This window comes from Sphingobacterium sp. NPDC055346 (assembly GCF_053645235.1).
The window spans coordinates 34,518-47,700 of sequence record NZ_JBSHMI010000003.1; the positions used below are offsets into that span (position 1 = coordinate 34,518).

The 13,183-nt window shown below is 42.3% G+C and carries 10 protein-coding genes; 6 read left to right on the plus strand and 4 right to left on the minus strand.

Annotated elements, in window-relative coordinates:
- Positions 1–64 precede the first annotated feature (64 nt).
- From rlmB to ACWICE_RS07005, 3 genes are all read left to right on the plus strand, one after another.
- Complete coding sequence (gene rlmB / locus ACWICE_RS06995; RefSeq protein WP_185213508.1) at positions 65–841, plus strand: 23S rRNA (guanosine(2251)-2'-O)-methyltransferase RlmB; 777 nt, start codon at positions 65–67, stop codon at positions 839–841.
- A gap of 5 nt (positions 842–846) precedes the next feature.
- The gene (locus tag ACWICE_RS07000; RefSeq protein WP_254528183.1) at positions 847–1,470 is read left to right on the plus strand and encodes an HPP family protein; all 624 of its coding nucleotides are present in this window, start codon (positions 847–849) and stop codon (positions 1,468–1,470) included.
- 100 nt (positions 1,471–1,570) lie between these two features.
- Positions 1,571–3,103 (plus strand): glutamate racemase, encoded by a 1,533-nt coding sequence (locus tag ACWICE_RS07005; RefSeq protein ID WP_313259051.1) that lies wholly within the window; start codon positions 1,571–1,573, stop codon positions 3,101–3,103.
- Positions 3,104–3,144: 41 nt separating this feature from the next.
- Here ACWICE_RS07005 and ACWICE_RS07010 read toward each other — a convergent pair whose 3' ends face one another.
- The gene (locus tag ACWICE_RS07010) at positions 3,145–4,971 is read right to left on the minus strand and encodes a DEAD/DEAH box helicase (RefSeq protein ID WP_185218637.1); all 1,827 of its coding nucleotides are present in this window, start codon (positions 4,969–4,971) and stop codon (positions 3,145–3,147) included.
- 464 nt (positions 4,972–5,435) lie between these two features.
- On the opposite strand from ACWICE_RS07010, the gene ACWICE_RS07015 reads away from it, so the two are divergent.
- On the plus strand, positions 5,436–6,926 hold the full coding sequence (locus ACWICE_RS07015) for an amino acid permease (RefSeq protein ID WP_454297926.1): 1,491 nt from the start codon (positions 5,436–5,438) through the stop codon (positions 6,924–6,926).
- A 73-nt stretch (positions 6,927–6,999) separates the two neighbouring features.
- The gene (locus ACWICE_RS07020) at positions 7,000–7,182 is read left to right on the plus strand and encodes an RNA-binding protein (RefSeq protein ID WP_454292139.1); all 183 of its coding nucleotides are present in this window, start codon (positions 7,000–7,002) and stop codon (positions 7,180–7,182) included.
- Positions 7,183–7,287: 105 nt separating this feature from the next.
- Here the strand turns inward: ACWICE_RS07020 and ACWICE_RS07025 are convergent, their stop codons facing one another.
- The 3 genes from ACWICE_RS07025 to ACWICE_RS07035 form a co-directional block, all read right to left on the minus strand.
- Entirely contained in the window at positions 7,288–8,613 is a 1,326-nt protein-coding gene (locus ACWICE_RS07025) for an OmpA family protein (protein WP_185213513.1), read from the minus strand.
- Positions 8,614–8,719: 106 nt separating this feature from the next.
- Positions 8,720–9,577 (minus strand): universal stress protein, encoded by an 858-nt coding sequence (locus ACWICE_RS07030; RefSeq protein ID WP_185213514.1) that lies wholly within the window; start codon positions 9,575–9,577, stop codon positions 8,720–8,722.
- 15 nt (positions 9,578–9,592) lie between these two features.
- Positions 9,593–10,432 (minus strand): universal stress protein, encoded by an 840-nt coding sequence (locus ACWICE_RS07035; RefSeq protein WP_185218641.1) that lies wholly within the window; start codon positions 10,430–10,432, stop codon positions 9,593–9,595.
- Between the two features lie 134 nt (positions 10,433–10,566).
- Here ACWICE_RS07035 and alaS point away from each other — a divergent pair, with 134 nt between their 5' ends.
- On the plus strand, positions 10,567–13,182 hold the full coding sequence (gene alaS, locus ACWICE_RS07040) for an alanine--tRNA ligase (RefSeq protein ID WP_454297927.1): 2,616 nt from the start codon (positions 10,567–10,569) through the stop codon (positions 13,180–13,182).
- Position 13,183: the final 1 nt, after the last annotated feature.

The following is a 13,183-nucleotide window of genomic DNA, read 5'->3' on the forward strand; positions in this document are numbered from 1 at the left end:
TCTTTTCTACCTTTGTACGAATTATTTTTCAGGCTGTTAAGGCCTTTATCCATAATAAAAACACATGCAAAATTTTCAACGTAGGGACAGGTCCGAAAAGCGTGAGACAAATCAGATGGTATTTGGGATCCGTGCTGTCATGGAAGCCATTGATAGTGGAAAAGAAATAGAATCCTTATTTGTTCAACGTGGTCTGTCGGGACCTTTGTTTGCTGAATTCAAAGCTTTAGTAAAAGAGCAGAATGTTGCATTCCAACAGGTACCTATTGAAAAATTAAATAGAATTACGCGCAAGAACCATCAAGGTGTCATCGCCGTGATCTCTCCGATTACGTATCAGGACATTGAAGACCTATTGCCAACGATCTATGAAAAAGGGGAGACTCCTCTGTTGTTGATGTTGGATGGGGTTACCGATGTCAGGAATATGGGAGCGATAGCACGTACAGCGGAATGTGCTGGTGTGCATGCGATCATTGTTCCTAAAAAGGGTTCTGCGGAAATCAACCCTGATGCGATCAAAACTTCAGCCGGTGCTCTTTATAAGATTCCGGTGTGTAGACAGGATTCGCTAGGCCGTGTTGCAAAATTCTTGATTGATTCAGGAGTTCAATTGGTCGTGAGTACAGAAAAAACCAAGGAATCGATCTACGATGTGGATTATACTACGCCAAGCTGTATCATCATGGGTGCAGAGGATGTTGGTGTATCGGATGATTTGATCCGTATATCGGATAAATTAGCTAAGATCCCAATGTTCGGCGAGATTGAATCCCTGAATGTTTCGGTTTCAGCTGCCGTTGTAATTTATGAAGCGGTTAGACAGCGCAATATCTCCTAACCTTGGTGGATAGACTTAAAAAATCTGTAGCTAGGCATTTTAGGGTATATCGGTATGTGATGTACCGTGAGACCTTGGTGGATTTCAGGGAACATTTCTGGTCCTTTCTGGGTGCCTTTATTGGCATCGGGCTGATTGCTTTTATACAGTCGCTTCACTTTCCTCCTTTAGAAAATGTATTCTTAATAGGCTCCTTTGGAGCCTCTGCTGTTTTAGTTTATGGCGCTATCCAGAGTCCCTTGGCGCAGCCTAGGAACTTGGTTGGTGGACATGTGGTTTCGGCCATCGTTGGGGTGACCATAGCAAAGGTACTGCCGGATGTGATCTGGTTGACAGCTCCTTTAGCTGTAGCTAGCTCTATTGTTGCGATGCAGTTCAGCAGGACCTTGCACCCGCCCGGTGGAGCAACGGCATTGATTGCAGTTAGTGGGGGAGCCAAAATCACGGAATTAGGCTATCTCTATGTCTTAGCGCCAGTCCTGTTGGGGACATTGATCTTGCTGTTGGTGGCATTGATATTTAACAATATCACCAAGAAAAGACATTATCCAGTCCGATATTCCCGATTGAGGAGATCAAGACGAAAGCAATTGAAGCAACGATTTGAAAGATTTAAGGCCAATATTTGAATATTGGTCTTTTTTATTTGCGATAATTGCATGTTTATGCGTTTTTTATTTTGAATATCAGAATAAACGAATAACTTTACGGCAATCTACCGAATGTCCAATGAAACACCTAACTATCCTAAATGGCCTGGCCATTTTTGCGCTTTCGCTTGGCAGTACATGTTATGTGCAGGCACAAAGCCCTTTAAAGATCGAGGAAGCCATCTTAAAGGATCAGAAAAACTTTTACTATGTTGATTTCAAGAAATATCCTAAGTCGTTGAACAATCTTCCGATCGGTGTTTTTGATTCCGGTACGGGTGGTTTGACCGTGTTGGATGCACTCGTAAATTTCGATGAACACAACAATCGCTCGAGATCGAAGGAAAAGGATGGCGTGCTTGATTTCAAGCAGGAGAATTTTATCTATTTGGCGGACCAGGCGAATATGCCTTATGGAAATTACCATTCCGCTGAAAAGGATGATCTTCTGGTTGAACATATCATCAAGGATTTTCAGTTCTTGCTTTCGAACAAATATTATCCTAACTATCAGGCTTCAAAATTCAACAGTGATAAGGAAAAGGTGAAGGCAATAGTGATTGCCTGCAATACAGCAACAGCATATGGGTATAAGGATGCTGAAGCCTTTATGAAAAAGACCAATCTTGATATTCCTGTGATCGGTGTCATCAATGCAGCTGCACGAGGAACGTTGGCACTGTTTGATAAAGATGAGTCGGGCTCTATAGCGGTATTTGCTACCGTGGGGACCATTGCATCTGGCGGATATGAACGAACGCTAAAAGAGCAGATCGCTCTTGCTGGCCATACTGGGGACTTGCAGATCTTTAATCAAGGTGGGCATGGCGTAGCTGAGGCCGTGGATGAAGAACCGGATTTCATAAAGACCAGTGCCAATGCACCGCGGGCCGATTATAGAGGACCTTCCTTAGATAACAAGGACTATAAGATCGACCGTACGCTCATGGATATCTATAATTTTAATTTTGATAAAAACCAGATGCTCTGTGATAGCAAGGATACAGAAGATTGCACGATGATGCAGATCAATTCTTCGGAAAACTATATCCGTTATCATTTGGTGAGTTTGCTGGAACAGATGCGTAAGACGGAAGGTGCTAAGCCATTGAAAGCGATGGTTTTAGGTTGTACGCATTATCCTTATCTGGTCAAGGAAATTAATCAGGTGTTAGGCGAGTTGAAGGAATATAAAGGGAATGATGGAGCGTATAAATACAAGGCTTTGATCGATAATGAAGTCCATATCATTGACCCATCTGTTTTTGTTGCCCGTGAATTATATGATGCCTTGGAAGAGCAGGAGCTGTTTAATTCCAAGGGGGATATGTTGAATAATTCGGAGTTTTATATCTCCGTTCCAAACCAAGATAATAAATCGGTTCAATTGGAGGGGGGAGAAGCTAGGTTTACCTACGACTATAAATATGGGAGGAAGGAAAATGAGATTCAGGAGTATGTGAAGGTTGTGCCTTTTGATCGAGGAAATATATCGGACATGACCTTGGAGAGGTTTAGGAACGTTATACCAAATACCTATGAGTTGATGCGTAACTTTTCAGAGGGCAATAGCAAGATGAAAGGACATGCTCAAGAGATCAGGATCAAGTAATAAAAAAATAAGCTCCAAATTTGGAGCTTATTTTTTATTTTCTAATATCTGTTTCTAGACTCTCTGTCTTTTCGTTTTCCGGAGAAATCACGGAAACCACCACCAGATCCGCCTCTATCGCCTCTGTCTCTTCGACCAGAACCACCTCCGCGATATCCGCCTCTGTCTCCACCTCTATCACCTCTGTCTCTACGGTCACCACCGCCGAAACCACCAGAACGACGTCTTCCGCCTCTGTCTGATGAAGGTCTGTCGCCAGAAACTTCGATTCTAACGTCTCTACCGTTAAAGTCTACACCCTTGAATCCTTGGAATACACTGTCTACGTCAGCATCAAGTACTTCAAAGAAAGTGAATACACCTTTAAGGTCTATTTTACCAACTGATTTACCTGAGATCTTACCTTTGTTACAGATGTAAGAAAGCATGTCTCCACGGCTGAACTCATCCACCGATCCCAAGTTGATAAACAAACGGGTATAACCTTTGGATCCAGTACGACGCTCACCTCTTTCACCACGTTCGCCTCTTGCTTCGCGGGCTTCCATGTTCAAGTCAGGAGCATCTTGGTAGTAGTTCAAGAATCTGTTGAATTCCAAAGAAGCGAATTTTTTGATTACTTCTTCTTTAGAAAGATCTTGCAAACTTTCCATGATCTGAGGTAAGAAAGCAGTGATCTGATCTTCATGTACTTCTACGTTGTGTACTTTGTCAACTAGAGAGAGCAATTGTTTTTCACATACTTCAGTACCCTGAGGAACTTGTTTGCGGATAAATTCTTTTCCGATAATCTTTTCGATATGACGGATTTTGCTCATTTCTTTCACATTGATCAATGAGATCGAAATACCAGTTTTACCGGCACGAGCGGTACGACCAGAACGGTGCGTATAGTTTTCAGTTTCGTCTGGTAATGAATAGTTGATTACGTGTGTTACGTCGTTCACGTCGATACCACGAGCTGCAACGTCAGTAGCAATCAATAATTGCAAGTTGCGTTCGCGATAGCGTTTCATTACTTTATCACGTTGCTGTTGCGAAAGATCACCGTGCAGGGAGTCGGCGTTGTAGCCGTCTTTGATCAATGCTTCAGCGATTTCTTGCGTTTCAATTTTAGTACGGCAGAATACGATACCAAAGATTTCAGGGTAATAGTCGACGATACGTTTAAAAGCAGCGTATTTGTCTTTCGCCTTGATCATGAAGTATTGGTGCTCGATATTCTCGTTACCCGTATTCTTGGTTCCTACAGTCAACTCTTTCGGGTCGTTCATGTAGTTTTGGGCGATACGGCGCACTTCTTTAGGCATGGTTGCTGAGAACAACCAAGTTTTTTTGTCGTCAGGAGTTTCAGAAAGGATATTGTTAATGTCCTCTTGGAATCCCATGTTCAACATTTCGTCAGCTTCGTCGAGAACTACATAGCGAACATTGGAGAAGTCAATGGCATTACGGCCAATGATATCCAACATCCTACCTGGAGTGGCAACAACGATTTGAACACCACGACGAATCTGGCGTAATTGATCACCGATATTGGCACCGCCATAAACGGCAACCACATGTACGTTATCGATGTACTTGGCAAATTTTTCTAGGTCTCTTGCGATTTGCAAACATAGCTCACGCGTTGGACATAGAACCAATGCTTGAGGTTGTTTTGATGAAAAGTCTAGTTGTTCTAAAAGTGGAAGACCAAATGCCGCTGTCTTCCCTGTACCTGTTTGGGCTAATCCGACAAAATCGTCGTTACCAGTCAGTAATACAGGAATGGCTTTTTCCTGGATGGGAGAAGGTTTCTCGAAACCTAACTCAGTGATGGCATTAACAATCTCTTCACGGATTCCCAGTTCTAAAAATGGGTTCATGAAATAAAATATACAATAGGCACTATTGCCTAAGGCGGTGCAAAGGTAATTACAATAATTGATAAATCCTAATTTTCAATACTTTGTGGATTAAAAAATGTTTTATTTCCGATTTTCGGAATAGGTCCACAAATAGAATTGCTGTAATTTCTTTATCTACCTATTAAACAATGGTTTTTTATTAAGGTTTTGGTTTAATTATCGATACTTATAAAAGAAATTTGAGGATTTTGCTGGATGTAGCAAAAAAGTGATAAATGTATTGGGTTTAATTATTCTGTATTGATTGAATCCTGCCAATAATTATTCTGACAATTCTTGTCTGGAACGAATGATTGCAAAGAAATAAGGTTAAATCATTGTAGTTTTTAATTTATTAGCGTCCTTGCTAATGAATTGTTAATGAATTGTAATCTATTTTAATTTTTTTGTAGGTTTGATTCTTTAATTATTCATCTAAATTTATGTGGTATAAAAAATCTATTACAAAATTAATTTCTGAAGCTGAACAGAGCGGCGAAGGTACCCTGAAACGGACCTTGTCCAGTTCTGGCCTGATTGCTTTGGGGATTGGAGCCATTATCGGTGCGGGACTATTCTCATTGACAGGGATTGCTGCTGCTGACCATGCTGGTCCGGCAGTAATGATATCTTTTATTATTGCTGCGGTAGGTTGTGCATTTGCTGGGCTATGTTATGCGGAGTTTGCTTCCATGATTCCTGTTGCAGGAAGTGCCTACACCTATTCCTATGCAACCATGGGCGAGTTTATGGCATGGATCATCGGTTGGGACCTTGTGCTTGAATATGCTTTGGCTGCTGCTACCGTAGCGGTGAGCTGGTCGCAATATGTCAATGAGCTGTTCTTATTGGTAGGCGTCCATCTCCCCCAGGAAGTGCTAGCAGGACCATTTGAAGGCGGGGTAATCAACTTGCCTGCCATTATCATCGTTTGTCTCTTGTCGCTGCTGCTGATGCGCGGAACGCAGGAGTCTTCCTTTGTCAATAACATCTTGGTTGTTTTGAAGGTGGCTGTTGTGATCTTGTTTATCGTATTGGGCTGGCAATTTATCGATCCTGCAAACCATACGCCATTGATCCCTACAAACGAAGGTGAGGAAATGGTGAAGACTGGGCAAATGGGATTCTGGGAGTTCTGGAATAGTGATTATCGGGGACACTATGGCTGGACAGGGATTCTTCAGGCTGCAGGGGTTGTGTTCTTTGCATTTATTGGTTTTGATGCGGTAAGTACTGCTGCGCAGGAAGCGAAAGATCCTAAGAAAGGCATGCCTATCGGGATTATCGGTTCATTGATCGTTTGTACTATATTATATGTGCTGTTTGCTTATGTTATGACAGGTTTGGCACCTTACACTGTGTTCAGTGGTGATGCAAAACCCGTAGCGACGGCATTTGAAAAAACTGGCTATCATTTCTTGAATACGGCGATGATCGTGACGATCATTGCTGGATATACATCGGTGATCCTGGTGATGTTGTTGGGTCAGAGCCGCGTATTCTATTCGATGAGTAAGGATGGTCTGTTGCCTAAATTGTTCTCGGACCTTTCTAAACGTCAGACGCCTTGGAAAACAAACTTGATCTTTATGATCTTCGTAAGTTTGTTTGCTGGATTTGTGCCGGTTTCAGATCTAGGGCACATGGTAAGTATCGGAACATTATTTGCCTTTACATTAGTGTGTATCGGAGTGTTGGTGTTGCGTAAAACCAATCCGAAGCTTGAGCGTCCATTTAGGACACCTTTGGTGCCTTTGGTGCCAATATTAGGTATCTTGGTGTGTGTGCTGATGATGGCGGGTCTTCCGATCGAGAGCTGGGAGCGTTTAGGAATCTGGATGGCAATCGGTGTTGCATTCTATTTCTTGTACGGACATAAACATTCCAAGATCAGGAAAGAGAAAGAAGCAGAAGCTTCTGGAACTTCTGAATAAGGATAATCATATTTAATCATTGGGGTAGGGCACAGGCTTTCTACCCCTTTTTATTTTAACCATACATTAACTTATGGACACGATAAATAATGGGGATTTTTGCCAAATAATTGCTGGGACCCATAAAGGGAAATCGGGTAGGGTGAATGATCTGCATGTAAGCAAGACCGGACATCAAACCCTTACGGTGGAACAGGATTCGGGAGTACGCTTTAAGACACTTTTGAAAAATGTAGTCAAAGTGTTGGAAGGCTAATTCTCCTGTAGGAAAGAAAAGGCCTAGATAGGGCTAAAAATAAGAAGGACCTGCATCTGCAGGTCCTTCTTGGTTGTATGTTGTTTAGCTTAATGCAAGTTGTTCCTAGAATAAGGTAAATTCAACACGTCTGTTCAACTGACGTCCTTCTGGCGTACTGTTGGTAGCGATAGGTTGGTTAGGACCATAACCTGTAGCTTCGATACGTGATGCATTGGCACCTTTAGATACTAAGTAAGCTTTAACTGATTCTGCACGTTCTTTTGACAAACGTAAGTTCAATTGAAGTGAACCTGTGTTATCGGTGTGACCGGCAAGTTTTAAGCTGAAGTTTTTCTCGATCAATAAAGCTGCAACTCTATTCAATGATTCGTAAGATGAAGGGCGGATAGTAGCTTTGCTCAAGTCAAATTCCAAGTTTTTGATAGCTTCATCAACAACTTTTCTATCTTCTTCAGTCACTACGATTTTCTCAACCACTTTGGTCTCGTGTTTAGCTTCTGGAAGTGGACATCCTGAACCGTCAACTTTAGTTCCTGCAGGAGTATCTGGACATTTGTCAAATTTGTTAGCAACACCGTCGCCATCACTATCTTCTAAGCCAGCATTGATTTCATCCATGTTGGACTGTAATTTTTCATTTGCAGCAACCAAAGCATCACGCTCTGCTTTTAACTCATCATATCTTGCAGCCATTGTTGCCACAGGGTTTGAGTTTCCAAGGTAAGGTTTGCTTCCGTCACCCAATGCAACCTCTAGACCAGCATGTGCATAGGAGAACAGGTCGTTTTTGTATTGATCACCACGAACTCCATCAAAGTTTTGGTTTGCCCAGTTCAACTGGTAACCCAAGTCGATGTTGATTCCTTTCGCCACTGCGAATTTGAAACCAGCGTCAACTGGAACGAAAAGTTTTGTTTGAGATTCTGCAGTAGTTGAAGTTTCACCGATTTTCGTAGTGGTTTCGAAACTCATTGCACCTACACCGACAGCGAAGTAAGGTTTGATGATACTGTTGAAGAACCTCCAGTTTGTATTTGCCATAGTGAATTCACCAGATAGGGCTGCTGACCAAGGCATTTTAGTTTCAAACTCGGAAATTGCTGCGCCAGCAGTTTCATTGACACCGCCAACTTTACCGCCCATGTATTGAGCTTTAATTCCGAAAGATGGGGAGATTTGGTTCTTAACATACGCAGAGTAACCTACGTTGTGGTTTAATTTATCGAATCCAGCTCTGTTGAAGCCGAAAATGTTTGATTGATTAAGGACCCCTGCATTTACTCCGATGGACCAAGTTCTGTACTGGGTAGTTGGACCTAAAGTAGTCGTGCCTTCAACGGTAGCTGTGTTGGTTTGAGCGAAAGTAGCAGAAGAGATTAAAACAGCAGCAGCTAATGCGCTAACTTTTTTAAAGTAAAGTGTTTTCATAATATTATATGCTTTTATGCCAAAGGCATGGCAAATTTGTTGCCAAAACAACTTGTTTTGGCAACTCAGCCTAAAATATCATGATTTTGTAGTGAAAAACCTATAATTATGCCTTCAAAACCCTTGCAAAGAACGTTGGGATCTGGATGTTAAAAGCCATTTTCTTGATGACATTGGACTCCGTCAATTGCCTGAACACACTTTTCTTGCTTTTTGTCAAGATCAGGATGTCTGCCTGTTCATCCAATAGGACGGAAGTGATTGCCTGTGCAACAGTTTCCTTCTGGCGCATGAACAAGGTCTGCGGTTTGATGATATAGGAGATGTCAGAAATGCCTAGTTCGGTTTCGATTCTGTCGATCCAAACCTTAAAATCTGCATCGATATCTTTAATAGGCCTGTCGTTGGTGTTCACGTGGATCAATATCAGTCTGTAATCAGCTTTGAACAAAGGAGCTGCCTGTTGTAAAGCAGTAAGTTCAGCTTCCTTGAAATTACAAAGCAAGGCAATACTGTCCTTTTTAAAGACGGTAGAGGTTTCTGGAACCGCCAATACCGGTGTAGTGGTGTTTAATATGGTATCATAGGTGTTGCTGCCGATAAATACCGCATCTAACCCAGAAGCACCTTGAGTTCCCATGACAACGGCATCATAGGCAGTAGCGTTAGTTACGGCTTTGATTTCATCGTAAAGATTTCCATCCTTAAATATGCTATTCAGCTTCACATTAGGGAATTCTTGCTGATACTTGGCAAGGGTATCTACCATGTTTTGTTCAGCCTCAGGAACCCTAGGGTCGTTCAATGGAGTTTCTCCTTTCACATTGGCATAGGTGTTAGAATGTGAAGAGAACACGTGGATCAGATCAATTTCTTGTCCACCTTGTTGAGCGACTTGACAAGCGTAATGGATGGCATTGTCAGAATTCTCTGAGAAGTCAATAGGTATAAGTAGTTTGCTCATGCTGTATAGTTTTATTTATATTTTGTCGAAAAAAGCTGGTTTATCAAGTTCCAAAGCTAAGGCTTTAGAAACAGAACTTTTAAATAACCTTTCAAAGAATGTTTTTCTACTAGGTGTGATCAATATTATCTGTGGATTTACCTCGGCAATCACTTTGCTGACTACCTCAGGTACTGAATCCAATTCAATATCATCTTTATTGATAGGTTCAGCAATGGTATTTACTTGTTGAATGGAACCCATCTCGCGGATATTGAAGGCCCAGGAGTCTAGGTCGTCCTTGATGTTTTCGGGTTTTTGGCTTTCCTTGAACACATGGATCAAGGTCAAGTCTTGAGGTACCCCGATAATATCCTGGAATTCCTTTAGAGTATCCAATTCAGCAGCTTTAAAGTTAGTCAATAAGGAAACATGATTTATTCCGAATTGGAATGCTTGGTTCGGGATAACAACCACAGGGACCTCTGATTTTGAAGCCACAGCCACAGTTGTACTTCCGTAGTAAATGGATTTCAACTGGCTTTCGCCTGATGCACCCATCACGATCATGGCATATTTTCCAGATTGAGATAGCTCAGTCAGTTTGTCTATGATCAAACCTCTGGAGCATTCAATGCTAATATGCAATGAAGGATATTTCCTGAGCAGCTTTGTCTGCAATTCTTGTATCTTCTCATCCGCCAAAAGACCTGTGCCATTGGTTTCTTCAGAAGCATTTTCTCCTACTGAGCTAGACGTGTAGCAATGTAATAGGTGGATGTTGTGTTCTTTTTCCTGTGCAAGTTGGCAGGCATAATCTGCCGCAAAGCCAGCATTTTCAGAAAAATCAGTAGGGACAATAATTGTCATCTTCATGAATTATTTTGTTGTGTGTTTTTACAGAGATAAATTTAGGAAAAATATGCGTCATATTAATAAAAATTGGCTTGAATGGCGAGTTTACTCGTCAAATTTGAGTAAGTTTGCAGCTAAAATTAGACACGAATTAAATGACTAGTAGAGATATACGTCAAGCCTTTTTAGATTTTTTCAAGAGTAAAGGACATCAAATTGTTCCTTCGGCACCAGTTGTAGTGAAGAACGACCCTACATTGATGTTTACCAATGCGGGGATGAACCAATTCAAAGAATTGTTTTTAGGAGAAGCTGTCGCCAAATTCCCAAGAGTGGCCGATACCCAGCGTTGTCTACGTGTTTCCGGAAAACATAATGACCTTGAAGAGGTAGGGATTGATACCTATCACCATACCCTTTTTGAGATGCTTGGTAACTGGTCTTTTGGTGATTACTTTAAAAAAGAAGCAATCGAATGGGCTTGGGAGCTATTGACTGAGGTGTTGAAATTAGACAAGGATCGTCTTTACGTGACGATTTTTGAGGGTGATGTTACTGAAGGCTTGCAACAGGATGAAGAAGCCTTTAACCTATGGAAGGCATTGATTCCGGAAGATCGTATCCTATTGGGTAACAAGAAGGATAATTTCTGGGAAATGGGTGATACAGGTCCTTGTGGTCCTTGTTCTGAAATCCATTACGATATGCGTTCGGATGAAGAGCGTGCTCAGGTGAAGGGTCAGGACTTGGTCAACATGGATGATCCACAGGTTATCGAGATCTGGAACCTGGTATTTATGCAGTTCAACAGGTTAAAAGATGGAAGCTTGGTTTCCCTGCCGGCAAAACATGTCGATACAGGGATGGGCTTTGAACGTTTGGTGCGTGCCATTCAAGGTAAATCATCCAACTATGATACGGATGTATTCCAGCCATTGATTCAATTTATCGCAAATAAATCGGGTATTGCCTACGGAGCCGATGAGAAGACGGATATCGCCATGCGCGTGCTGTCTGATCATATCAGGGCTGTAAGTTTTGCCATCGCTGATGGGCAGTTGCCGTCAAATAATAAAGCGGGTTATGTGATCCGCAGGATTTTGAGACGTGCTGTCCGTTATGCCTATACTTTCTTGCATTTCAAGACTCCTTTTATCCATGAGCTTGTTCCTGTATTGGCTGAGCAGTTCAAAGGAGTGTTCGATGAACTGTACCAACAGCAGGATTTTGTAGAAAAGGTGATCTTGGAGGAAGAAGTTTCCTTCTTGAGGACCCTGACCCAAGGGATCCAACGCTTTGAAACCTATTCAGCAGACCATGAGGCCATAGACGGAGAATTCGCATTCGAACTGTTCGATACCTTCGGCTTCCCAATTGACCTGACCGAACTATTGGCTAGGGAAAAGGGCATGACCGTGGATATGCACGGGTTTCAACAGGCATTATTGGCCCAAAAGGAAAGATCTAGAGCTGCAACGGCTGTGGATACTGGAGATTGGGTCCTTGTAAATGATGAAGCGGAGAGTGAATTTGTGGGTTATGATAACTTAACGGCAACCACAGAGATCCTGAAATATAGAAAGGTTTCTAGCAAGGGTAAAGATCGATTTCAATTGGTGCTTGCTGAAACGCCATTCTATGCAGAAGGTGGTGGTCAGGTCGGTGATAAAGGCTATTTACGTTCTTTGGATAACAATGAAAAGGTTAGCATCCTAGATACGAAGAAAGAGAATGGACTTTTCATACACTTCGTCAACCAACTTCCAGCTGTCCTGAGCGGAGAGTTTGAAGCGGTTGTGGATGTGAAGAAAAGAAAGGATACCGAAGCTAATCACTCTGCTACGCACTTGTTGCATGCTGCTTTGAAGCAGGTATTGGGTGAGCATGTGAACCAAAAAGGTTCGTTGGTATCTCCAGATGTGCTACGTTTTGACTTCTCGCACTTCGCGAAGTTGACTTACGAGGAGATCAAACAGATTGAGGACATCGTGAATGCGAAGATCCGCCAAGATGTACCTTTGAAGGAAGAGCGTAATGTTCCTTTCCAAAAAGCTATCGATTCGGGTGTTACAGCCCTATTCGGAGAGAAGTATGGAGACCATGTACGTGTGATCACCTTTGATGATTCCTATTCTAAGGAGCTGTGTGGTGGTACGCACGTTGCGGCAACTGGACAGATCGGTTTCTTCAAGATCCTTTCGGAATCTGCGGTTGCGGCAGGAGTGAGAAGGATTGAAGCCATTACCGGTACCCGTTCGGAGCAAGTGATCCGTGAGCACTTTGAATTGCTTGATAACCTTAAGGAGCTATTGAACAACCCTAAGGACTTTGTTTCTGCTCTTTCAAAAACATTGGATGAGAACAATGCCTTGAAAAAGGAGATTGAGAACTACGTGAAAGAGAAGTCCCAAGGACTGAAAAATGATATCGAGAAGAAATTGGAAAAAGTTGGCGATATCAACTATGTCGCAACCATCGTAGACCTTCCAAGTGTGGATGCGGTGAAGACTTTGGCTTATACCCTGAAGGGAGCAATCAATAACCTTTATGCCGTATTGGGTGCCGTGATTGATGGAAAACCAAGCATCACGGTGATGATCTCTGATGACTTGGCAAAAGAAAAGGGATTGCATGCAGGTAACATCGTTCGCGATTTAGCTAAGGAAATCCAAGGTGGTGGCGGTGGCCAGCCTTTCTTTGCGACAGCAGGGGGTAAGGATGCTTCTGGATTGGAGAGAGCGATTTCAAAATCAAGAGAGTTTATTAAATAAG